Here is a 23,560-nt window from a genome sequence, read left to right as displayed (position 1 = left end):
ACCCCACACCCTACACCCTACACCCCGCCCCAACGGGGCTTGGTCAATGTGCAATTTCAAAGCGTAACAGCTTACTGTTTTTTATGAAGCTGTGCTAAATTCTCTTTATTATTTCATCTGTTTGCGTTCTTTGCGGTAGCCTGCGGCAAGCCCTACCTTGCGGGAAGCCGCAAAGCGTCTACGTTTTTCTTTTTTTGTGCGTTAGCGCAGTTTCATACAGAATTGGTATCAGCGAGCAAAAGCAAAGCGATCGCCTACACCTGGAACGCAAAGTAGAAAGAGCATATCTTGAAGCAGGTAAAATTTTTTCCTTACACCTGACACTTACAAGTTTGAACGGATCAGAGTACACTCGTTTACCTTGAGCGATCGCTTCTTGCTACGTCGCATCTTCTTTAACACACGACCTGGTTGCCACCAGGGAGAAGGAATAACGATAGCGTTACGACTATTGGGGAGCTTGACGAGTGTATCTGAAATACTAGGCATAGAGTTATCAGAGAATATTGTTATCAAAGCGAACAAGTCATAGGAATATCGTTGGTATTACTACCAATCAGAGTAATTAGAGTATTGATTTGGTATTTGTGCGAGTAAATATTAAATAAATATAAAGAATAATCTAAAGTTTAGCTGGTCTTTATCTGTATTTTAATTTTCTACATGTTTTTTTACATAAAACCAGCTTTTTGTGAGTATGACACTTCACACGTCCAGCATCAGTGTGCGAAGCACCCATACCGTAATCTTTTTTTCTGATTTGATAAGTAAGGAGTTATTTGTTAACATTCTCTGCTGTTACTCCAATTTTCCCCCTTTGCGTTCCTTGTCTCCAGTCCGTAGAAGCCACAGTTAACAATTTTAGAAGATGGGAATACACTCATCTACCTTGAACCATCGCTTTTTACCACGAGGCATCTTCACTAACACACGACCAGGTTGCCACCAAGGGGAAGGAATAACGATACCGTTACGACCATTGGGGAGCTTGACAAGTGTACCTGGAATAATAGACATAAAAGTTTTTAAAGAATTTTTGATTGTTATTTCAGAAAACAAGTGACAGGAATATCGCGGGTATTGCTACCCGCGAAAGTATTATCCAGGAACGTATTCAATGAATTGTTAATAAAATCTAAAGAATGATATAAGTTTAGCTGTTCTTTATATTTTGTTCTCATTTTTTACATATTTCTTAACCAAAGCATGTGAAATTGCAATCTTTTTGCAGCTTAAAGACTAATGCAACAATATTCTTTGCTGGGACTTGGTGTAAGGGTTTTGGAAAGCACTAGCTTGAAAGTGCTGAGTAATGATTTATCCTCATAATTAAACTGTCCTAGTTCGACTAGCGAACCAGGACAGTTTGAATACTATACCAAGGTGTGAGAAATACCAAATGTCTACTAATCCAGACCGCTCTGACAAAGGGTTGCGCCTTTCCTTCATAGTAATTAAGTGGAGGAAACGACAAAAACTCCACACCATTGCTGGTAATATTTGTACTGCCTGTGTATTTGACGGTCGCTCTCCTTCAATACACGACAATGGGCCACAGCGGCATAACGCCCATCCAGTAATATTTGTTATGTAATAATATTAGCAATTGAGTTAATTTAAATTACTCCTTCTAGGGTTAGAACCACACTCACACCAACGAGGTAAGCTTTTAAACTTTAGTTCTTTGGAACATCCGGCGCTGACGCTTATTCTCATCTTGGGGTTTTCGTAAAGGTACTATCTCAGCTTCACTGCTTTCGCGGGCTACCCGAATCAGCAAGGCAGCAGCTACTAAGCTGGCAATCATGGAATTACCACCATAACTAAACATCGGTAAGGGTAAGCCTGTAGTTGGTAGAGAACCTGTAGCAACACCAACATGCAAGAATGATTGCCCTACCATTAAAATCGTCACACCGATCGCTATCAGTCGATTTATGGGATTCTTAGCTTTCAGCGCTACGATTAACCCTAGGGTAGCGAATATAGCTAAGAATACTAACAACACCATACTACCGATAAAACCAAACTCTTCAGCAAACACTGCAAAAATAAAATCGGTATCTTGAATTGGTAAATAAAACAGTTTTTGTTGGGAAAGACCAAATCCAGCCCCCCAAGTTCTACCAGAACCTACCGCCAGCAAACTTTGTACCAATTGGTAGCCATCTCCTGTAGCGTCTGCCCAAGGATTGAGAAATGACATTACCCGCTTGCGCTGATACTCTTTGATACTGATACTAAGTACTGCTAGTAGTACTCCACCAACTGCTGTTCCGCCCAAGTACTTGTAAGGTAAGCCAGCGGCTAGGGCAATTAGCCAAATAGTCATACCGCACAGTGCTGTTGTACTCAAGTTAGGCTGGGCGAGAATTCCTATCAGTACCAAACAGAAAATACCCAGCCAAGTGAAGCGCACTCGCCAAGTCAGCCGTTCCCACTGTCCAAATAGTCGCGCACTTTGCAACACCAAAAAAGGTTTAATCAATTCGGAAGGTTGAATTGGGATCGGGCCAATAGCTATCCACCGTGCCGCATCAAAAGCCTTTTTACCCAATCCGGGGATCAGGGTGACGAAAATTAATGCTAAAAACAGTGCTAAAAACCAATGTGATATCCCCAAAATTTTCCGCAAGGGGAGATTAACAATGATATTAAATCCGATTAAGGATACTAAAACCCAAATGACTTGACGCTTAAAGTAGTACAGTCCATCACCTTGCCGCACATCAGCCACAACATATGATGCTGAAAACAGCACAATCAACCCGACGAACAGCCAAATCAACGTTAACCAGCGCAGCAACCGCGCTTCTAATGCCCAGCTAGAGACAGAGTTATCAAAAATTGGAATCAGGTGGCGTAGATTCACGATTCAGTACAGGTAAAAAATTAGGAGTTAAGAGTTAGAAATAAAAATAATACTAAACTAAAACGGAAATAGTCCTCTGGTTATCTCAGAGGCTACTTGTGAGTGGTCAGGGAGTCACTCAAAAAAATTGCATAGATATACCAACGTAGCTCATCATCAGATAATTTTGTGCTACTGGAGAAGCTTAAGGCTATAAATACTGGGTCAAGTGACTTATTTGATGACTGGCGTTTTGAGCCAGGATTCGCTAAACTCACTAGATTGATTTTGCAAATTAAGGCTATCCTTTAGCAACTGATAGCAGATTAGGGTATGGATGTGGGAAATAAAATAAGACTTATAGATAGGCTACGACTCGGTTTCGCGGTGTTAATCGCAAAAACTGTGACTTTTATAGTGCGATCGCTGCGTCTAGGGGCTGCTAGTGTATTACCAGGCTCAATTGCCCGTCGCATCGAACCTCAACTCTTGCAATTATTGAGTCAGCAAGTAAAAAACGGGGTAATTTTAATCGCTGGTACTAATGGCAAAACCACTACCTCGCTGCTTTTAAAAACGATACTAGAACGCAAAGGCTACCGCGTTGCCCACAATTCTACGGGTGCAAATCTGGAAAATGGCTTAATGACAGCTTTATTAGAAAGCACCAATTTGGTGGGAACATTGGATGCTGATTACGCCATTTTAGAAGTTGATGAAAATATTGTACCGAAGGTCTTAACACCACTCCAGCCGCGAATCATCCTCTGTTTAAACTTATTTCGCGACCAACTCGATAGGTACGGGGAAGTAGATACCATTAGTAAGCGTTGGACAAAGGTCATCTCTACCCTCCCACCCGAAACAGTGGTAATTCCTAATGCTGATGACCCGACTTTATCTTATCTCGGTCAGCAGTTGCCCCAACGGGTATTATTCTTTGGCTTAAATGAACCAGAACAATATCTAGAAGCGATTCCTCACGCCGTCGATTCTATTTATTGTCCTAAATGCGGACATTCCTTAGATTATCAAGGTGTTTACTTATCTCATTTAGGAGATTTCACTTGTCCTAATTGCGGCTTTAGTAAAAGTAAACCAACATTAGAAAGCAAGGAATGGCAACAAATTCTCGTTGGTTTATACAACAAATATAATACTTTAGCTGCTGTCACTGCTGCTCAAGATTTAGGAATTGACGAAGCAACAATTAAAGATACTATTAATAATTTTCAAGCTGCTTTTGGTCGTGCAGAAGATTTAGTAATTGAAGGGAAACGAGTGCGGATTCTCTTATCAAAAAATCCCGTGGGAACGAATGAAACAATTAGGGTAGTAAATCAAAGTACTGACACAACAACTTTGATGGTGTTAAACGATCGCACGCCCGATGGTACAGACGTATCCTGGATTTGGGATGTCGATACTGAGAAATTAGTCGAACGGGGAGGAACTTTAGTAGTTAGCGGCGATCGCGTTTATGATATGGCGTTACGTCTGCGCTATAGTGAAAAGTCCACCCAGAGTAACTTAAATTTAATAGTCGAAGAAGATTTGCGACAAGCGATCGCCACAGCATTAAAACATACACCAGATAATGAAACCTTGCACATTCTACCTACCTATTCAGCCATGCTAGAAGTGCGAGAAGTTCTCACTGGTCGTAAAATTCTTTAGATTGGTCAGTTGTCGTAGAGACGCGATGAATCGCGTCTGTACAAGAATCAGTTGTCAGTTGTCATAAGGCAGGAGTTAACAGTTATTAGGGACTTCGTGGTCTCCCTTGTCTCCCTCATCCCCAGTCCCCAGTCTAATTATGAATTATGCAAGAATTAATAATCGGTTGGTTGTATCCCACGCTCATGAGTACATACGGCGATCGCGGTAATGTAATTACTATAGAACGTCGCGCTCAGTGGCGAGGATACAGTGTCAAAGTATTACCCCTAGATCGAGACTCCACAGCAGCAGATATTAAATCTGTAGATGTAATTGTTGGTGGTGGCGCACAAGACCGCCAGCAAGAAATCGTCATGCGCGATTTGCAGGGTGCAAAAGCGGATGCCATGCGTGAAAAAATCGAAAATGGGACACCAGGAGTTTTTACCTGTGGTTCGCCCCAACTTTTAGGACATTATTATGAACCAGGGTTAGGACAGCGTATTCAAGGTTTAGGAATACTCGATTTAGTCTCTATACATCCTGGGGAAAATACCAAGCGCTGTATCGGTAACTTGGTAATTGAAGTGACAGCTTCTCGTCTAGCGCAGGATTTAGAAGAAATGACGGGGAGCAAACCTTATTTAGTTGGTTTTGAAAATCACGGCGGACGTACCAAACTGGGAAAAGTAGAAGCCTTGGGGCGAGTTGTGTACGGCTTGGGCAATAACGGCGAAGATGGGACAGAAGGAGCATTTTATCAAAATGCCATAGCTACTTATTCTCACGGCCCTTTGTTACCAAAAAATCCCTTTGTCGCAGATTGGTTAATTCAAACAGCGTTACGGTTGAAATATCAGCAGGCGATCGCATTACAGCCATTAGATGATATTTTGGCTGTACAAGCTAGAGAAGCTATGTTTAAGCGCTTGAAAGTCAGCTTATAGTTGTTCTAGAGACGCGATTCATCGCGTCTGTACAAGAGTAGTTGTAATTTTTCTCCCCCATCTCCCCCTGCTCCCTCATCTTCACAGATTTATTAAGCGGTGTTACGTGAATAGACAGGTTGACCAAAAAGTTCTACAATCTGACTTAATATGGTAAAATTACCTACTGTGCCATAAAGGTGAGCATAGTAAAGATTTTCTGGTGATTCTGCTTGCCAGTAGAATCGCTTTATTAAGATAAGAAAGTCTTTAGTGAAGGGCAGCAAACAATATGGATGTAAAGCTAATTTTAATTGGGTTAACAGTTATATTCACTTTTTCGTGCCTATTTTTTGGGACGAAAAATGGATTCTATGATTCAGAGAACTATCACGGCAATGGCTCTGCACATTGAGATAAGTCTTTGGCGCGGCTTCCTCCGCTTAGAACTGCGGAATGGCACAAAGAAAAGAGGCTAGTTCCTGTCTCCCTTAGCTTGAGGGCTTTTCGTTATGCAATGTTACCGAACCAGTGCGGGTTAGGTAAAAGTGTCCTCCCAATCAAAAATCCGCATTCTTAGGGTGTAGAGGCGCACTACGAAACTTGGCCCTAGGTCACAAAAGCGAAATCCGTGCAATTGTTGGCTTTTGGGATATGTCAATGTCGATGAGATTGGAGAGGAGGAGAGCATGAGGGATAATCTGTCGCCGTCCTCTCGTGTTGATACAGGGGAAGCATCTAGTGAGTTAGAATGTTTGCCCTACAGCGTCCAGCATCACGATGAAGGTGTGTGTTTGTTGGTGCGGATGGGGCCAAACCGCATTCTATTAGACTGTGGTTTGGGAGATAATTCTTTGTTGCTAAACACGCTGGCAAAGTCGGCAAATCAAGGTAATTCACCCTTACCAGCAGATTTTGTTCTAATAACTCACGCTCACCCAGATCATGCCAGAGGTTTACTAGCACTACATGAAGCTTTTCCGCTTTTACCTATTTATGCTAGTGAAGTAACTAGTAAATTACTGCCGTTGAATTGGATAGGCCAAGATACTAAAGAAATTCCCCAATTTTGTCATGCCCTACCACTGCGATCGCCTGTGGAACTGCAAGATGGTTTAGTAGTGGAGTTATTTCCGGCAGGACACTTACCAGGAGCAGTAGCAATTTTACTTACGTATACTAACGAGCAGCGCTCTTACAAGCTACTGTATACAGGAGACTTTTTCTTATCGAACTCCCGGTTGGTAGAGGGTCTGCGGTTAGAAGAATTGCGGGGACTAAATTTAAACGTGCTGATTATCGAAGGCACTTATGGTACATCTCGCCATCCCCACCGCCGCAACCAAGAAAATCAATTAGCCGAGCGGATTAATCGAGCGATCGCAGATAATTGTTCTGTACTACTGCCCACACCCGCGTTAGGCTTGGGTCAGGAACTACTGATGCTTTTACGCTCTCATCACCATTTCACAGGTAGAGATTTAGATATTTGGGTTGATGGTACTGTTGCTACTGGCTGTGATGCTTACCTAGAACTTTTACCCCACCTACCTCCATCAGTGCAGAACTTCGCCCGCCATCAACCCTTGTTTTGGGATGAACGAGTCCGTCCTAGAGTACGTCGTTTGCAACCAGAACATCGCGCCACTGTGGGGAAGTCTCCCTGTATTGTTCTCACTGACTCTACATCAGATTTAGCAAAATACTGCCAACCGGATACAGGCCCTTGGCTGATCCTGCTACCAGAAAAAATTGATATAAAAGTTAACAAAAAATATTTTACACCCACTACTATCGAAAGCTATCTGCTGGCTCAACATAGTGATGGGCCTGGTACTACGCAATTAATTCATAATTTGCGCCCCCAGCACGTGGTTTTTGTTCACGGTTCTCCAGCTTATTTAGCAGACCTAACTAGCTTAGAGGAGTTACAAAACCGCTATCACGTGCATTCTCCATCTGCTGGTATTTTAGTAGAATTGCCTATTGGCGATACATTTTTGCAACCCGCAGCACCAGAAACCAATTACGAAGGCGAATTAACAGAGTTGGGAACGGTAATTACAATTACCCTCCCCGATGCGGTTACGGCTGATAACCGCTGGCGACAGTTTGCCGATACGGGTTTAATCGAAGCTCGTTGGCAAGGAGAAGAACTAGTATTGCGGGGATTATCTCAACGAGAACTGCTCACCCAAAGCGGCGATCGCTACATCATGTCTAATGTGGAATGCTGCGGTAATTGCCGACACCAAAGAGGGCAAAGATGTTGGAATCCCGCTTCGCCGTTGTATAACTTCAAAGTGACTCTTGAGGGTTACTGTCCTGCTTTTGAACGCTTATTAAATAATGAGTCCTGAACAAAAATGTATCGCTCAGGACTAAAAATTAATTATTCAGGATTTGAGTCTGGATAATGGTTGCGGATGCGTTCAGCTTCCGGACAATCTTCGGTTAAAAGAGGTTCTACATTGCCGCGTGGCACTGAGGCTAATTTTTGGGTTACAGCACCGATGCTTTCGAGGCGAACCATCTCCTCCCAAGAACAAATTTCGTCTTCTTCTTCTGTTTCATAGCGTAGAGTCACTAAATCTCCCTCTATATCGAGGATGCGGGCGCGTTCTATCCAGCGTTGCTGGTCCCGCAAGAATACACATACCTCCCGCCCGTCGCAACACAGTTGATAAATCTTGCGGTGTAGCATGTACTGCTTCTGCCTTTTTAAACAACGTAGTTAAACCTGTCGAAATCTGGGTTTTACCCCATAAGATAACACCTTTAAGATGTTAGTTTCAAAGGTGGAGAATTAGTGCGTTTGTTGACCTCACCCAAAGACTTGCTTATAATTTTAAGTTCTAAGGGAATTTTTGGTCATACAACTAGCAGTTACTGCACCAGTTGAACTTTATCTTTTTCACGGTGATTCAGCAAATATTACTTCATAGAAGTCACACAATTGGGGAATTTCCCTCATGAGGTCAATGGTTGCTGGCGAGCCTTTCCTACCATTATGTAATATAAAATACTCCAAAACAAGAGGTGATTGCGGTTGTGTAAATTGCCTACTTGTAATCATTGGCATTGCTGGGAGGTCTGGGGACTTGGCTTTACTTTTACCCCCTATGTACTCGATCTTAACTCATTCTCTTGCCGAGCTTCACGGTTTTCAACAACAACACGACAATAGTTTTAAGTGGAGGTTTATTTGCTTGATGTTACGCGATCGCCTGCGTTCAATACAGGCACTTGCAAATAAATGTACTATTGCTCTTGAAGCAGGTGGGAGCAAGGGAAAAAGAATCTGATATTGGTGTTGTCCAAAGAAATTGGACAATTTATTTATTCGAGTTCCCTAAAGCAGCCACAAAAGCGCGCATTGCGGCATTATTTGGAAAATTTGTACTGTGCAAGAAATTCCGTTGGCAGTTGTGAGGATGCTTCTCGTTTAATTTGACCTGCACGAACTGCATCATAGAGAGTGGCAAGTTCTGCCAAATCGTCTAACTGATAGCACTTGGTAGCTAGCACTTGATAGAGTAAACCCTCGGATTCAACACTAAGATACCCAGTTTGGAAAGCAGATTCAACGAGTGAGCGAATCATGTTGATTAGGGTGTAGAGAAGAAGTTGTTACTTCTAGTTTGAAACATTTTCGTTCTCTACTAGTTGATATGAAACAGTAATGCCTAGTGATTATAATTACATAAACTTGTGATTTATGTCACAATAAAAGAAGATTATATAAATTTTTTAGGCTTTATCTACTGAGTATACTTAGGAACCAACAATACAAAATTTTATTGACAAAATAGAGACAATACTTCAATAATATGCATCAATTTACACTAGAAACGTGAGAAAAAGAAAAATACAAATAATTTAGATAAGTAAAATTAAGCAAAAAACTGACGGAAATCTTCATCCTTGTGGCTTAATTGCACCCAATCTAAGTCGAAAGACCTAAATTTTTGCACCAAGCGATCGCAAGCAGGGCGTTCGGTTGCATAATGTCCGGCATCAATTAAAATCAAACCGCGATCGCGGCTTTCTTGAAATTGGTGAAACTTACAATCAGAAGTTAAATAAGCTTGGGCATCGGTTTTTACTACTGCCGAGATAAAACTAGCTCCCGAACCACCCAATACAGCGACTCGTGAAATCGTTTGCTGTAAATCAGCAGTCGGTGAAAAAATCAAATTAGGGGGAGCGAGTCGGGTTTGAATAGTGGCAAGTAATTCTTGTAATTTCAAAGATGGTTTAAGCATCCCCACGCGCCCGTATCCCAATTCTGAGTGAGTGGGTACTATGGGAGTGACTTCTTGGAGTTCTAAAATCTGAGCTAAAACGTCAGCCGTGCCATCTTGTACTTGGTCAAAATTTGTATGAGCGCTGTAAATGCCAATATTGTGTGTAAAGGCCAACCGTGCCATTTCCGCGATCGCTTCACCACTACGCAGCGACTTGGGAGGACTAAAAATCAACGGATGGTGGGCAAAAATTAAGTTCGCTCTCAGGGCGATCGCTTCTTGCATTACCGCCAAAGTTGGTGTCAAACACACTAATACCCGCGCATTTTCTTGTAAAACTCCAGGCTCAATCTGCCAGCCACAATTATCCCAGCTTTCACACCAAGCAGGATTTGCCCATTCTTCAAACCAAGTAATTAAATCAGCAATTTTCATTGTAGAGAATTCAAACTAGCTACTATATTGATTCTGAACGCCAGGGGGATTATCTTTTTACTTTTTACTTCTGACTCCTGAATTCTTTTTTAATTTCTACTCTGTGGTTTAATATTCAATTTTAATGCTAATTGCTGGCGCATATCCTGATAAGGTTTATTCCAGATAGGTTGAGCGTCCCAGTTCCATGCTGTCACCGGGATAAGTTCTTCTCCAGCCAGATAACTTAGCAGACGACATTCATCTTCTGGTTCGCGGGAAAATGTAAAAGGATTGCGAAAACCTGTATCGCATAGTTTGTAAGTTATATTTTGACCGTGACTGATACGTTGTAAAATTTCCTTACCTTTCACAAGTAAATAATCTAAAAACACTAAACTAAAAGGTTCGACGCAGGCGCGTTTTTCTGGTTCTTTCTGTACCCATCTCGCCCACTCAAACCCATAGATAAAATCGTGAACATAGCGAAAGCGGATTTCTGTTTTAATTCCGAATAACTCAGTCAAGGACACCATTTTTTGAGAAAATAATTCTAAAAAATCAATAGCATTTTCTCCTGCGACTAATGCCTGCCTTAGCATACTACTTACTATAAAATCAAAATCCCAGAAGATGTTTTGCGGAAAATTTTGCAGGTGAGCGTGAAGAATGTGTTCTAGGGTGTTCCGCAAAGCTGCAATCAATTGAGCGTTTGTGGTTGTTTTGACAATTAAATTGCCCAGTTCTGCAAAGCTGGTAGTGAAAGTTTTTTGAGGATTGAGTGATAAAAGATTAACAGAGTGTTGGGCAATGATTTCATCAAGCAATTGGAAAGAATGGGCTGGTGTGAGGTTATGCTTCATATGAATTTAAATAGTCTACGCCGATTAGAAAGACTTTAGATCAATTGAGATAAATTGTTTCATCTTCATATAAATATTTTTTAAGGTATACAAAATATTCATTTTGATGAATAGTTGACTTAATATCTAAAAATTTAATTCCTTCAGATTCTAATTGATTTTTTTGATTGGGAATATATACTATACAATTACCTTTAGAATCTAAGATCCGATGAATTGGATAAGCAGTAGCAGAAGTTTTTTTAATATATGTAGGAATAACTCGCATATAGCTATTGTCTACTCCTATTGCTTGAATGATATGTTTGTAGGTTACGACTTTTCCTCTAGGAACTTTTGTAATAAAACTTAAAAAGCGTTCGTAGACATTTTCAGATAATCCTGGAAATCGATTAGGTTCGATTTGAAAATTGTTACCAGTGTGTATTACACCCGATTTAATAATTACACCTAAGATTCCTCTTTTACCTTGGATAATCTTTAAAGATTTTACTAAATGGGCTATTCGCTTACATGGTTCGCAGTGAAAAGTTAAACGAATAGCAGCACCGCTATCAAAATTTATCAAAGCTCCAGGTACAAACTTTTCTGGCTCTACACCTGTAATGACAATATTTTCTCTTAATTCTCCTGGTACAATTGAAAATTCTAGAATATCTTCATATCTGACCAGTAGCACTTGTCTGGGGCTTATGGGATTAGCGTTAATATCTCCTTTGATACCATAACCAGACTCTAATTTTAATGTTTGAACTTCTACCATTGGAGAGCTTTGTTTTTGTTTGGTAAAAAGATGTCGGATGCAACCAAACGTTTTAGACATAAATATTTATAATTTAACTGCCAAAACAATCAATATTAAAAGATTTTTATGCTAAAAATTTTCCAGAGCGATCGCAGGTTATAAAAATGTTTAGATTCTTGAAATTTAATCGTTATTGCAACCAGCAAGCAGTAACTTTTAATTGGCTTTACAAAAATTAGGAAAATTCCGATGTTCCAGAAAAAATTTATTTATTCGTGGCAAAAATGGCTACTTTCCATCATAGTAGGTATTGCCGTTAAAGTAGTAGTCACAATTTGTCTAACAGTAGTGATTTTGGGTATATTGGTCAGCAATGTTCCTATAAGTAACGCTCAATCTATTGTCTCAACTTATGTTACAGCTAATACTCAACAAACAACAGTACCAGCGGCTACCGTGTATCGTAGTCCTGAGTGTAATTGTTGTGGAAAATGGATTGACCACTTAAAAACACAAGGTTTTGCAATAGAAGACTTGACTACATCTGATATCGAGGCAGTCAAACAAAAGTATAAAGTGCCCGATAACTTGACATCTTGCCACACAGCAATTGTTAATGGATATGTTATTGAAGGACACGTACCAGCAGAAGACATCAAACGTCTACTTCAAGAAAAGCCAAATATTACTGGTTTATCTGTTCCCCACATGCCTGTTGGAACTCCGGGAATGGAAATAGGGAATAAAAAAGATCCATATACTGTGTTTTCTTTTGATAACAAAAGCAGAGTTGAGGTATTTAATAAGTATCCATCCTCTCAATCTAAACTATCAAAAACTGGGATGGGTTAGTCAAATTAATTACCCAGAAATGTGAACAACCAACTCTCTTACATGACTGCGCTGGCGATGTTCCCACACATAAATTCCCTGCCAAGTTCCCAATACTAAATAACCGCGATTAATCGGAATATGTTCGGAAGTTTGAGTGAGGGCTGTGCGGATATGTGCGGGCATATCATCCGGGCCTTCAGCATCATGAATATATTTGCCTGATTCTGGTACGAGTTTTGCCATAAAGTTAGCTAAATCTACAAGTACATCGGGGTCGGCATTTTCTTGGATTACTAAACTAGCGGAAGTGTGGCGCAAAAATAAAGTACAAAGACCAGTTTCCACACCCGACTCGGCAACTATGGCTTCAACTTTTGCAGTGATGTTGTGAAAAGATTTACCGTTTGTGGATATTCTGAGTAACTTTTGGTAGTGAGTCATCTGGAATGCTGAGATATATCTAAATAAAAGCTAATTAGCAGTTTAATTTTATCTGGTTTTGAATAACTTTATTTAGCTGGGAAATAGTCGATAATAGCACGAGCGATCGCTTCATTACCATCTTTAGCAATTGGTTGCGATTGTTTTGGTTGTTGGGGTAATTGATGAAGAAAATCCCAACTGCCTTGAAAAAACTCTGTTGGGGTAAGAATTTGATGCGAGTTATAATTCACAATTCCCTCTAAAAGAAAAGCTGCTTCGGCAAAATCATCGCGGGGAATGGTAACAATCGGTACTCCTAAACGTGTGGCTTCCGCAAAAGTGCCGTAACCCGGTTTAGAAATAATTCGTCCGCAGATAGGCATAAAATCTACGGGACGGTATTTGTGGTCATTAATTTTTACTAAATTAGGTAAATCAAGGGCAGATTTATCAAATGTAATAAATTGCCAATCTGGAAAATGCCCTATGTTTTGGTAAGGAATTTGTTGTAAACCCAAACCGCCAAAAGTTAGCAAAACAGTTTTTTCTATTGGTGCAGTTATACCCCAAATCGAGCGTAAATCATCAACAGAGTAACGAGGAGAACCACCTGTTAAGCCGACATCTGTGATATTAGCAAAAGCTGGCATTGATTCGTGAAAAGGAAGACGAAACAAGCGATCGCACTGAGAATAACAATCACTAATCCAATCAGCGATCGCCATAAATTCGCCTCCCCAATCTCGGTAAATAAAGTCCCAGCCAAAGTTACTCATCATCCAGCAAGGTATATTTGCTGCTTTGGCAAACAAAGGAGTCAAAAAAGGAATATCTGCCAAGATGAGATTGACGCGATTTTGGCGGATAAAATTAACTTCCGAGGCGATGAGAGAATTCTGATGTTTTTGAATATCCAGTAACTTATCCAAAGTTGCTGCTTTATCCATTGTCAAACTATCTGCTTGCACCACTCCCAAATCAAATGCACGAGGACGATGGATAAAATCGCCTTCTATATAGCATTCTAGTAGCCACCTTGGGGCAGTCGTTACCATAATTAATAATATTTCTGGACACAACTTTTGAATTGTCGCCGCTACTGATGCCGTGCGAGTCGCATGACCAAAGCCGTGATTAGTTATAGCAACGTATAAAATTGGGCGTTCCATTTAAATTTATTACTGGAGTTGCTTTAATTTAATTAATTGGGTAGCTATGTCAAGTCAGCATCACCCAAAATTGCCTAACTCATTGCAGGTTTTGCACTTACGCAAGAGCTTTTTTATGTGCGGTAGTAAAATGGATGCAGCACTGCCAAATTATAATACTTTGATTAAGTCTGAACAATTTGCCTAAAGAAGATAAACAGATGTTTACAACTCCTAAAAAAGTAATTTCAGTTTTACCTTTGGAAAATGGCGATCGCTTATCTCGCTACGAATTTGAGCGTCGCTATCAGGCAATGCCGCATTTAAGAAAAGCTGAACTGGTTGAAGGAGTTGTGTATATCATGGCATCGCCACTGAGAATTAAAAGTCATGGCGAACCACATGGAGACCTGATCGGGTGGTTGTGGAACTATAAAACAGCAACGCCTGGCGTTGTTCTAGGAATTGAACCCACAGTGCGTTTAGATTTGGATAATGAACCACAGCCTGACGCGGTACTATTCATTCCGGGTAGACAGGCATTGATTAGTGAGGATGATTATATCGAAGGCGCACCCGAACTGGTGATAGAAGTGGCAGCAAGCAGTGCAGCAATCGATTTACATGATAAGAAACGCATCTATCGACGAAATGGAGTGCAGGAGTATATTGTTTGGCGAACATTAGATAATCAGTTGGATTGGTTTAGACTGCAAGCGGACGAGTATGTTTCGCTACCAACTGACGAACAGGGAATTATTCGTAGTCAGGTATTTCCGGGGTTGTGGTTGGCAGTAAATGCCTTACTTTCAGGAGAAATGGCAACGGTGTTAAATGTGTTACAAACAGGTTTAGCTGCCGCCGAACATCAAGAATTTATACAAAAATTGAATGAGAATACGGTAAATAAAGAAAACATTTGACACTCTCCTCCCAGTGCAAGAGTGAAGCATCCACATACAGCAGTTTGCAACTAAACGAGGTACACAATAAAGAAATTCGGCGTTGCTGAATAAGTGGATGATTGAGGCTGACGCGGGGACGCGGAGACACGGAGAAGCGGAGATTATGGTTGATGTAAATTCCAAAATCATCCCGCAATTATGCAACGCCAGAAATTCTTCTTATACCTCCTGCCTCCTGCCTCCTGCCTCCTGCCTCAAACCCGTAGTCTTGTACTTCAGACAAAAGAAAACTGCTGTATGCTGTCATGACTCTTATCATGCTACGTCGTCTTGTTGTCTAAAGATTTACTTTATAAATGGTCTCTAACTGTTAACCGCTAACTAATACTTATATTTCCCCCATCAGTCAACAGTCATCACTTTTGTATCGAAAAATTAAGGAATATTGCAATTACATGAAAACCTGAAGGTAGAGCGCGAAATCAGTCAAAAGACCGTGATACGATGCTTTCGGTAAATGCAAGATTGGGAGAAGACCTTTGACACTACGGGTTGCTGTTGTTGGGTCAGGCCCTGCTGGTTCATCTGCCGCTGAAACACTGGCAAAAGCTGGGATTGAAACCTACCTGTTTGAACGCAAGCTAGACAATGCTAAACCCTGCGGGGGAGCAATACCCCTATGTATGGTAAGCGAGTTTGACTTGCCGCCAGAGATTATCGATCGCCAAGTGCGGAAGATGAAAATGATTTCGCCTTCCAATCGTGAGGTTGATATAAATCTGGTAAACAAAGAAGAATATATAGGAATGTGCCGCCGGGAAGTGCTAGATGGCTTTTTGCGCGATCGCGCGGCAAAATTAGGCGCAAATTTAATAAATGCCACGGTTCATAAACTCGATATACCATCAAACAATACCGACCCTTATACAATCCATTACGTAGACCATACAGAAGGTGGCGTACAGGGTATTACTAAAACCCTGAAAGTGGATTTAATTGTTGGGGCGGATGGGGCTAATTCCCGGATTGCCAAAGAAATGGATGCTGGGGATTATAATTATGCGATCGCTTTCCAAGAGCGAATTCGTCTACCCGAAGACAAAATGGCCTATTACAACGACCTTGCCGAAATGTACGTTGGCAATGACGTTTCTACCGACTTCTACGCTTGGGTTTTCCCCAAATACGACCATGTAGCTGTAGGTACTGGCACAATGCATATTAATAAAGCCAGTATCAAACAATTGCAAGCTGGTATCCGCGCCCGCGCTGTGGAAAAGTTAGCAGGCGGTAAAATCATCAAAGTAGAAGCGCATCCCATTCCCGAACATCCCCGTCCTCGCCGTGTTGTCGGTCGCATAGCTTTGGTGGGAGATGCTGCTGGCTATGTTACTAAATCTTCTGGTGAAGGTATTTACTTTGCTGCTAAGTCTGGGCGGATCTGTGCCGAAACCATTGTAGAAATGTCTAATGGCGGTAGTCGCATTCCTACAGAAGACGACCTCAAGATTTACCTGAAGCGTTGGGATAAAAAATACGGACTCACCTACAAAGTGTTAGACATTTTGCAGAGCGTGTTCTATCGTTCTGATGCTACACGCGAGGCGTTTGTCGAGATGTGCGCTGACCTCGATGTTCAGAAGCTAACATTCGACAGCTATCTATACAAGACAGTTGTCCCCGCCAACCCTATCACTCAATTGAAGATTACTGCCAAGACTCTTGGTAGTCTAATTCGCGGTAACGCCTTAGCTCCTTAATAAGAGTAAAATCGGGCGAAGCAATCAGACAGATCGGAGGAGACGGGGAGTAGATAATTCAAAATTCACCATTTTGAGTTTTCTAATTCTTGTCTTCTCTGAAATTCTTTTTTTAATTCTTGTGAACAGTGCATTCAGTTTTCAGAAGAAAGCGCCAATTTATCGGTAAAGGCTAAAAGCTGATGCTGGAAGCTTTCTTGCTTTTGCCTTCACCTACTAGTAATTAGTAGCAATATGCATATTATTCTCTAGGTGTTTCCATAGACACCCAAACAGCATCTTCTCGTAGAGTAAGATATCCCTACAGATTAAACCTATGGTAGAGCAGAGTGCAGCTTCTCATAAATACCCAAAGTCGGTTTCTTGTAGAGTGGGGTAGAATCTACCCTGATGTTTTTGCTGCACCGCATTTAGCTCGGCGTGACACAAACGATACACACTTATGAACTCTAGTCAGTGGGGCAGAAATAATTATCCAGTTTCAAAAAGCTAAAAAGCTTACTGTACAAAGTTTCTTACCTTCTAACTTGAAAGTGCTGAGTGCTGAGTGCTGAGTGCTGAGTAAAAATACTAGTCTCTAGTCCTCACTTCCATTTTCATGCATGGCGATGAAAAAATTTTCATCGGGACTACCTTCTTTTACTCGACTGCTGATGTTGAAACCCCCTCAGCGGATGGAGGAACGCTCGGCAATTCTAAACAGTATCCCGCACCATACACTGTCTTGATATAACGAGGGTGTCGAGGATCTGGTTCTAGCTTGGTTCTCAAGTGACGGATATGCACTCGAATCGTTTCAATGTCATCATCTGGATCGTAACCCCAAACTTCTCTAAGGATTTCGCTGGGGGAAACAGTCTGGCCGTGGCGTTGTAGCAAACAATGAAGTAGCTCAAATTCTAAGTGAGTTAGTTTCACAGTCTCACCGAACCATATTGCTTCAAATCTCTCAGGAACTAGGGTCAGCGGCCCGTAGTTGAGAATCTCGCTGTGCTTCGCGGCTTGAGGAATGCGGTCAGTACGCCGCAACAATGCTCGCACCCGCGCTAGCATTTCTTCAACTTCAAAGGGCTTGGTGAGGTAGTCGTCTGCACCAGCATTGAAGCCTTCTACCTTATCTTGAGTTTGGCTTAGAGCCGTCAACATTAACACGGGAATCTCAGCTGTACGCTCGTCCCGACGTAGGCGTTGGCAAACTGTAAATCCATCAACTCTCGGTAACATCAGGTCAAGCATGATCAAATCTGGTTGTAGCTGTAGCGCTAGAGCTTGACCTTTGATACCATCTTCAGCTTGGCTGACATCGTAGCCAGCCATTTCCAAGTTGACGGCAACTAGTTCTGAAATTGCTGGGTCATCATCTATGACTAGAATCCTCGGCATTCTTAAAAAATTATTGCTACTTATTAAGGATAATTAAGAACCTTTGGGAGATACAAAGATTGCTGTATTGATTATAAAAAAGATTTGAAATATAACATAAAAATTAAAACAAAGGATGTCAAATCAAAACTAAAGTACACTAAATTCTCAATATGATGTGTTATGTCCCCTACAATCCGTCTCACTTTTTGAAAAGACTTATTGAGAACGTAAAACTCCACATCTAGAGCCGCCCTATCATAAACCAATTTTTGTAGGTGGGCAAGGTGCAGCGATTTTAGACGTAAGGCAATGGTTTAATCACTGCAACGCACTATCCCAGAACGGTGCGTTAGGATGTTCCGTCAACGCACCCTTGTATATTGAAAGAAGTGGTAGACCGTTGGTGGCAAAGGGAGGAGCGGCGTTCATTAGTCAACTTGTTTGAGCTTAAATTTCTTTTTCAACAAGCTTAGTCCGCCAAGAGCTAAAAACGATGCTGCCATAGTTGTTGGCTCAGGTACTGAGTTGTTTGCTGAAATGCCTCCTAAAACATTATCGCTTCCACCGCCAGCATTTACCTGCTCAAAGCGACCTGCGATCGCAACAGTATTATTTTTAATTGCAGCCTCAAGTGCATTTGAAAGATCGTCAGCAGCGTAGTCAGTGTCGAGCAGAAAGCGCACAGCTGTAGATTCACCAGCTTTTAAACCTCCATCGGCACTACCAACATCAAAGTTTTCGCGCTCAAGGCTAAAGGCAACATCAAAAACACCAAGACCTTGTAAAACAGGAATAGCAAGATTAGGGGGTTCGCCATCGATATTCCACAGTTTGCTAAAGTTACTTGATAACTTATCGTAACTAGCTAGCCTAATCCGATCGGGATCGAGTTCTGGCCCCTCGTATGCCACTCCAATTAAAGTAGCTGCTGTGGCTCCCAATCCCTTAGTTCCGTTAGTTGTATTCTCAATACCTAAGTCTAGTTGTACGCGATCGCCAAATTGAGAGAAATTAAAATCTAACAACGCCGAAGCGCCTGTATTCTCCGTACTGCCATACTTTGGGTCAATAGATATTTGAAATGCTTGTGCAGGTGCAGCAACTAGTGTTGTCATCATTGCCACACTAGCAGTCAGTGTTGAGGAAGCAACCAAAGTTGCCAAGCTTATTTTCATAATCAGTTAGACCTTTACGTATTTGTTAACTCTTGTTTGCTATCAGGATTTAGGAGTTGAATGCCTTAATTCAACTTTCTTTATTGCTTCTTTGTAAAAAGATATCCTTACGTATACTTAAATTTTTGCTAACATCCGCAGATTCACTGTATCTTTTTAGCAAGTTCACCAAAACTTAATGAAAAAATTTAATACAACCAAGTGAGGTTGATATAGTTTTGTTGGAAATGCGATTGAATTCACGAAGCATGAAAGGCGATCGCTATGTTACTGTCAAGAAATGCGATCGCCTCCACAAGCTTATTCTTGTACTCTCGGACGCTGCAACACACTAATCGTTTCTTGAGAATCGCGCGTTGGTATTAACCGACTCCATGTCCCTAAGTCGGCAAAACCTAAACTGTGCAATCAGTAAATTACTCCCTTCACCCATTCCGGCGCACCAATTAAAATCATTCGATTTACTGGCTGGCTTGAAGTCGTTAAAGCCTCAATAGCAAGTTCAGCCATTTCATTAGTTTCACTTGGTAGATTCTCTGGCATTAGCATTTACCTAATTTCTTGAGAAATATAACGTTGACAATCGTCTACATAAATATTTTGTCTCTTAACGTAGACGATTGTCAACATTTACTAGATGATGCTCCTCTGACACTATTGGGGCATGGGAAGAGCAGGGAAAGCACTAAAACAAGTACTCGAAACCTATGACATCAGCCAAAATCAATTGGCAGTCACGATGGGTATAGGACGATCTAGTATTAATAGATGGGTCAATGAAAGCCGAGATCCTTCAGCTGAAGCAGTTATTGAAGTAATTGAAGGGTTAGAAAAAATTAACTCTGCCGCAGCTAAAGATTTTTTAGTACTGTACTTGGGGCGTATCGTTCAGAATGACGACCCCACATAAGCTTGATGATTTGTTACGTATTTAGGCAACTTTTTCGTGAGAGAAAATGCGATCGCACCTACGATTTACTCATATCATGTCCGGTAAATCACTTACAATTAAAAATTCTCCGCGTCCCAGCGTCCCCCCATCTCCACGTCACTCTTATCGTAACTATTTAAGTGGATATGATATCACTGGTGGTAACATTTCTAAAACTGCAATACTTAAATCAGGAAAATCCACAGGTGAGATAGTCGCATCTTCTGGCAAAACTACTTGGCTTTGATAGCCATCCTGGTTCGGTTCTCGAAAAACGTATAATTGCCGACTCACGACATCTAGCACCCAATAATCTTTAATTCCAGCGTTTGAGTAAGCTTTTGCTTTCGTTTTACAGTCTAATTTTAAGCTGCTATCTGCTACTTCAATAACTAGATAAACTTCAGGTGGGGTAGGATGATGGTCTGCGTAGTCCAGTGGGTCTATTTTAACGACAGCAATATCCGGTTCTGGTTCAGAACGTTCATTTAACGTTATCGGGTCTTGAACGGATATCCACGCCCGATTTCCTAAACGGTTTTGTAGTAACTTATCTGTTCTCCCCACTGCTGACCGATGGGCTGTCCCTTTTGCAATCATCCAAATTATCTTTCCTTCTAAAAGTTCCACTCGTTCTTCTGCACCAAAAATCCCAGCCTCAGCCATCCTGTGGTATTCTTCAACTGTCCACAGGCGAAGTTGTAACGTTGTGTCTGTGTTCTGCATGGCTTGTTTAGCAAATTTAGTGATGATTGAGTTAAGGTTTTACAATTTGAATTTCATCAAGTTGGTTAATTATTACATCTGCACCTCGAACATTATCTGATTTACCTATCCAAGTGATACCAATACAACCTGCTGCTTTGGCATTACGCGCCATTTGCATATCACCGACAGAATCTCCCACCATTAATGTAGCTTCTGGCTCAACTCCCAAAGCTCTACAAGCTTGTAAAAAGAGTATCGGATCTGGTTTACTCGGCCCGTCATCCACTCCTATTCGGACTTGGATGTAATCATTTAATTGATGATGCGTGACAAAAGTATTTACTTCTGCTGTTGATGCGGCTGAAATTATCCCAAGTTTAATTCCTGCTGCTGAAAGAGACTGCAATATTTCCAAACTACCGACAAAAAGTGGTGCAGGAGTCGTGCCAATATATTTTTCTGCTTCGGCCAAACCTTGACGGGCGATTTTGAGCGATTCAAACCATCCTCTCCCTGTTTCGGCAATATATGCCGCAGCAGCAATTTCTGTTTCGCGGCGACTCGCCACAGATATTAAACCTGCTGGATCGAGAATATTACTATTAATGCCAAATGCCATTAACAATGGTTCCCCGATTCCCGGAATTTGAGCGTCCATCAACCTTGCTGCTTTTTGTCCGAGCGATCGCAAATACGCTTCTGAATCTTCTAACGTACCGTTTTTATCAAAAAAAATTGCTTGGATATTAGAAAAAGTGATGTTTCTACATTTAATAGTTGCCAAAATATTCCACCCCGTTTATTTATAGTAGAGACGCGATTAATCGCGTCTGTGCAGTTACGCGATTCCTCATTTGCCCCTGCCGTTTGACTGGTTATGCGCCATAAAAAAAGAGGGAAAATCCCTCTTGTTATAATGCTTTGATAGTCTTAATTACAGATAAGTAAAACTACAACTGTATTATTCTTCAATAGCTACTGGTATCTCTTCTTCAGTTTCAATAGCTGATGGTATCTCTTCTTCAGTTACAGCTTCTACAGCTTCTACTGCTTCTACTGCTTCTGCATCTTCTACATCTTCCACAGGTAGAGTCGTTGCAGCAGGAGTGCCTTGCTGTTTAGCTAGCAGCTGTTCGCGGTACTTAGCTGCCATTTCTTCTGCTTTATCGTAAACTAAATCGCGGTTCTTAATCATATCGCCGGGTTCGGGTTCCAACTGTTTGGTAGACAAGGAAATCCGACCTCTTTCGGCATCTAAGTCAATGATCATAACTTTTACTTCGTCATTGACGTTGAACACGCTATGAGGCGTATCAATATGCTCGTGAGAAATCTCGGAGATGTGCAATAGTCCGCTGACTCCACCAATATCGATGAATGCACCGTAAGGTTTGATACCACGAACTGTACCAATGACCACTTCGCCAACTTCTAGGCGGTTCATCTTGCGCTCAACTAGCGCGCGTCGGTGGGATAGAACTAGGCGGTTGCGTTCTTCATCTACCTCTAAGAATTTCAAAGGTAGTTCTTCACCTACTAATTCTTCTTTAGGTTTGCGGGTGCTAATGTGAGAGCCGGGGATAAAGCCGCGTAATCCCTCAATCCGTACCAATGCACCCCCACGATTGGTAGCAAATACACCAGAACGAACAGTTGCATCTTCTGCTTGCAGCTGACGCACCCGCTCCCAAGCGCGCATATATTCGATGCGGCGGATGGAAAGGGTTAGCTGACCATCTTCGTTTTCATCAGTGAGAATGAAAAATTCCCGCGTTTCATTTGACTGTAATACTTCTTCCGGGGCATCCACCCGGTTAATAGACATTTCCTGTATGGGAATGTATGCTGCTGTTTTAGCACCTATGTCAATCAGAGCGCCGCGCGGCTCTATACTAAAAACAGTACCTGGTACAATATCGCCAGGGCTAAAATGATAATCGTATTTGTCAAGTAGAGCAGCGAAATCTTCGTGAGTAAATCCAATTTCTGTAGCGGTTAAGTTCTGATTGACCATGCTGATTGGTTCCTGGTTTTAGTCTCCGTAAAGGTTGTGGCTGGAGTGCGATGTCTATGTAGTTCATTTAATAGCAGTCTACACTTACATCTTTTTTCATCCTAGCGCAGAAAAGCTAGTGTTAACACATATCAACTTACAGATTGAGAATTATATCATATAATATTACGGGTTAGTGATGAGTCAGAGTCAATTCCAGGGTGTTATACCCATCACATAACTTGTTGAGAGAATAAACAAATTAAAATATCCGCCGCCACCATAATTTGGTAGCAGCGGATAAAAGTTTTACGTGCCTTTACAAATTTTGTAATAGCAACTTACTCATCTTTCTTTTCAATGCGAGGGGGTTCGCGGAATGCGATCGCAAAGAAGAGAACACCTATACACAGGGTAAAAATTAAGATGTACGCAACGCTTTCCATTTCAAAAGCTCCTGCCTATCCAGCCAGTAATTAAGGTATTGGGTATTGGGGATTGGGCAATTGGGTATTGGGGATCGGGCAATTGGGTATTGGGGATTGGGTATTAGGAAAACTTTTCCCAGTCCCCAGTCCCCAGTTCCCAGTCCCCAGTCCCCAGTCCCCAGTCC

At 41.5% G+C, this 23,560-nt stretch carries 25 protein-coding genes; 8 read left to right on the top strand and 17 right to left on the bottom strand.

The genetic code is table 11. The features are described 5' to 3' along the window. Positions 1-324 precede the first annotated feature (324 nt). Both I8752_RS15355 and I8752_RS15350 read right to left on the bottom strand, forming a co-directional pair. A complete protein-coding gene (locus tag I8752_RS15355; protein ID WP_214433183.1) occupies positions 325-489 on the bottom strand; it encodes a hypothetical protein in 165 nt (54 codons plus the stop codon). Positions 490-861: 372 nt separating this feature from the next. Continuing rightward, a complete protein-coding gene (locus tag I8752_RS15350) occupies positions 862-1,017 on the bottom strand; it encodes a hypothetical protein (RefSeq protein WP_214433182.1) in 156 nt (51 codons plus the stop codon). A gap of 382 nt (positions 1,018-1,399) precedes the next feature. On the opposite strand from I8752_RS15350, the gene I8752_RS15345 reads away from it, so the two are divergent. Next, positions 1,400-1,594, top strand: coding sequence for a hypothetical protein (locus tag I8752_RS15345; protein ID WP_214433181.1), 195 nt, complete (start codon positions 1,400-1,402; stop codon positions 1,592-1,594). A 75-nt stretch (positions 1,595-1,669) separates the two neighbouring features. Here I8752_RS15345 and I8752_RS15340 read toward each other — a convergent pair whose 3' ends face one another. Then, entirely contained in the window at positions 1,670-2,872 is a 1,203-nt protein-coding gene (locus tag I8752_RS15340) for an FtsW/RodA/SpoVE family cell cycle protein (RefSeq protein WP_214433180.1), read from the bottom strand. A gap of 312 nt (positions 2,873-3,184) precedes the next feature. On the opposite strand from I8752_RS15340, the gene I8752_RS15335 reads away from it, so the two are divergent. The 3 genes from I8752_RS15335 (at position 3,185) to I8752_RS15325 (ending at position 7,796) form a co-directional block, all read left to right on the top strand. Next, positions 3,185-4,528, top strand: a complete 1,344-nt coding sequence (locus I8752_RS15335; RefSeq protein ID WP_214433179.1) for a Mur ligase family protein — start codon at positions 3,185-3,187, stop codon at positions 4,526-4,528. Between the two features lie 146 nt (positions 4,529-4,674). Then, positions 4,675-5,457: a type 1 glutamine amidotransferase gene (locus tag I8752_RS15330; protein ID WP_214433178.1), complete on the top strand. Its 783-nt coding sequence runs from the start codon at positions 4,675-4,677 to the stop codon at positions 5,455-5,457. 668 nt (positions 5,458-6,125) lie between these two features. Continuing rightward, positions 6,126-7,796 (top strand): MBL fold metallo-hydrolase, encoded by a 1,671-nt coding sequence (locus tag I8752_RS15325; RefSeq protein WP_214433177.1) that lies wholly within the window; start codon positions 6,126-6,128, stop codon positions 7,794-7,796. Positions 7,797-7,828: 32 nt separating this feature from the next. Here the strand turns inward: I8752_RS15325 and I8752_RS15320 are convergent, their stop codons facing one another. From I8752_RS15320 to I8752_RS15300, 5 genes are all read right to left on the bottom strand, one after another. After that, a complete protein-coding gene (locus I8752_RS15320) occupies positions 7,829-8,140 on the bottom strand; it encodes a DUF6679 family protein (RefSeq protein ID WP_214433176.1) in 312 nt (103 codons plus the stop codon). Between the two features lie 680 nt (positions 8,141-8,820). Then, positions 8,821-9,039, bottom strand: coding sequence for a hypothetical protein (locus I8752_RS15315; protein WP_214433175.1), 219 nt, complete (start codon positions 9,037-9,039; stop codon positions 8,821-8,823). Positions 9,040-9,329: 290 nt separating this feature from the next. Then, positions 9,330-10,118 (bottom strand): Nif3-like dinuclear metal center hexameric protein, encoded by a 789-nt coding sequence (locus I8752_RS15310; RefSeq protein ID WP_214433174.1) that lies wholly within the window; start codon positions 10,116-10,118, stop codon positions 9,330-9,332. Between the two features lie 89 nt (positions 10,119-10,207). After that, positions 10,208-10,960, bottom strand: coding sequence for a hypothetical protein (locus tag I8752_RS15305; RefSeq protein ID WP_214433173.1), 753 nt, complete (start codon positions 10,958-10,960; stop codon positions 10,208-10,210). Between the two features lie 40 nt (positions 10,961-11,000). Then, positions 11,001-11,783, bottom strand: coding sequence for an MGMT family protein (locus I8752_RS15300; RefSeq protein ID WP_214433172.1), 783 nt, complete (start codon positions 11,781-11,783; stop codon positions 11,001-11,003). 171 nt (positions 11,784-11,954) lie between these two features. Between I8752_RS15300 and I8752_RS15295 the strand changes: the two genes are divergently transcribed. Continuing rightward, positions 11,955-12,557, top strand: a complete 603-nt coding sequence (locus I8752_RS15295) for a DUF411 domain-containing protein (protein WP_214433171.1) — start codon at positions 11,955-11,957, stop codon at positions 12,555-12,557. Between the two features lie 9 nt (positions 12,558-12,566). On the opposite strand, the gene I8752_RS15290 is transcribed toward I8752_RS15295, so the two are convergent. Together I8752_RS15290 and I8752_RS15285 are read right to left on the bottom strand one after the other, a co-directional pair. Next, positions 12,567-12,980 (bottom strand): secondary thiamine-phosphate synthase enzyme YjbQ, encoded by a 414-nt coding sequence (locus I8752_RS15290; RefSeq protein ID WP_214433170.1) that lies wholly within the window; start codon positions 12,978-12,980, stop codon positions 12,567-12,569. 68 nt (positions 12,981-13,048) lie between these two features. Further along, on the bottom strand, positions 13,049-14,131 hold the full coding sequence (locus I8752_RS15285) for a glycosyl transferase (protein WP_214433169.1): 1,083 nt from the start codon (positions 14,129-14,131) through the stop codon (positions 13,049-13,051). 200 nt (positions 14,132-14,331) lie between these two features. On the opposite strand from I8752_RS15285, the gene I8752_RS15280 reads away from it, so the two are divergent. Together I8752_RS15280 and chlP are read left to right on the top strand one after the other, a co-directional pair. Next, positions 14,332-15,033, top strand: coding sequence for a Uma2 family endonuclease (locus tag I8752_RS15280; RefSeq protein ID WP_214433168.1), 702 nt, complete (start codon positions 14,332-14,334; stop codon positions 15,031-15,033). Positions 15,034-15,554: 521 nt separating this feature from the next. Continuing rightward, on the top strand, positions 15,555-16,775 hold the full coding sequence (gene chlP, locus I8752_RS15275; RefSeq protein WP_214433167.1) for a geranylgeranyl reductase: 1,221 nt from the start codon (positions 15,555-15,557) through the stop codon (positions 16,773-16,775). Between the two features lie 639 nt (positions 16,776-17,414). On the opposite strand, the gene I8752_RS15270 is transcribed toward chlP, so the two are convergent. The 3 genes from I8752_RS15270 to I8752_RS38040 all read right to left on the bottom strand — a co-directional run bounded on the left by I8752_RS15270 (position 17,415) and on the right by I8752_RS38040 (position 19,858). After that, positions 17,415-18,158, bottom strand: a complete 744-nt coding sequence (locus tag I8752_RS15270) for a response regulator transcription factor (RefSeq protein ID WP_214433166.1) — start codon at positions 18,156-18,158, stop codon at positions 17,415-17,417. Between the two features lie 410 nt (positions 18,159-18,568). Next, a complete protein-coding gene (locus I8752_RS15265) occupies positions 18,569-19,315 on the bottom strand; it encodes a PEP-CTERM sorting domain-containing protein (RefSeq protein WP_214433165.1) in 747 nt (248 codons plus the stop codon). Between the two features lie 408 nt (positions 19,316-19,723). Further along, positions 19,724-19,858 carry a hypothetical protein gene (locus I8752_RS38040; protein WP_263985311.1) on the bottom strand — a complete coding sequence of 45 codons (135 nt, stop codon included), beginning with the start codon at positions 19,856-19,858 and terminating at the stop codon, positions 19,724-19,726. Between the two features lie 121 nt (positions 19,859-19,979). On the opposite strand from I8752_RS38040, the gene I8752_RS15260 reads away from it, so the two are divergent. Continuing rightward, positions 19,980-20,225, top strand: a complete 246-nt coding sequence (locus I8752_RS15260) for a helix-turn-helix domain-containing protein (protein WP_214433164.1) — start codon at positions 19,980-19,982, stop codon at positions 20,223-20,225. A 153-nt stretch (positions 20,226-20,378) separates the two neighbouring features. Here I8752_RS15260 and I8752_RS15255 read toward each other — a convergent pair whose 3' ends face one another. The 4 genes from I8752_RS15255 to I8752_RS15240 form a co-directional block, all read right to left on the bottom strand. Continuing rightward, complete coding sequence (locus tag I8752_RS15255; RefSeq protein WP_214433163.1) at positions 20,379-20,972, bottom strand: Uma2 family endonuclease; 594 nt, start codon at positions 20,970-20,972, stop codon at positions 20,379-20,381. A gap of 31 nt (positions 20,973-21,003) precedes the next feature. Next, positions 21,004-21,738, bottom strand: a complete 735-nt coding sequence (locus I8752_RS15250; protein WP_214433162.1) for an HAD family hydrolase — start codon at positions 21,736-21,738, stop codon at positions 21,004-21,006. 177 nt (positions 21,739-21,915) lie between these two features. Continuing rightward, on the bottom strand, positions 21,916-22,968 hold the full coding sequence (locus I8752_RS15245) for a 30S ribosomal protein S1 (protein ID WP_214433161.1): 1,053 nt from the start codon (positions 22,966-22,968) through the stop codon (positions 21,916-21,918). A 320-nt stretch (positions 22,969-23,288) separates the two neighbouring features. After that, positions 23,289-23,393, bottom strand: coding sequence for a photosystem II reaction center protein T (locus I8752_RS15240; protein WP_015115729.1), 105 nt, complete (start codon positions 23,391-23,393; stop codon positions 23,289-23,291). Between the last annotated feature and the right edge of the window lie 167 nt (positions 23,394-23,560).

Source organism: Dendronalium phyllosphericum CENA369, from assembly GCF_016056275.1.
Classification (GTDB): Bacteria; Cyanobacteriota; Cyanobacteriia; order Cyanobacteriales; family Nostocaceae; genus Dendronalium; species Dendronalium phyllosphericum.
This window is presented reverse-complemented; position numbering and strand designations above follow the sequence as displayed.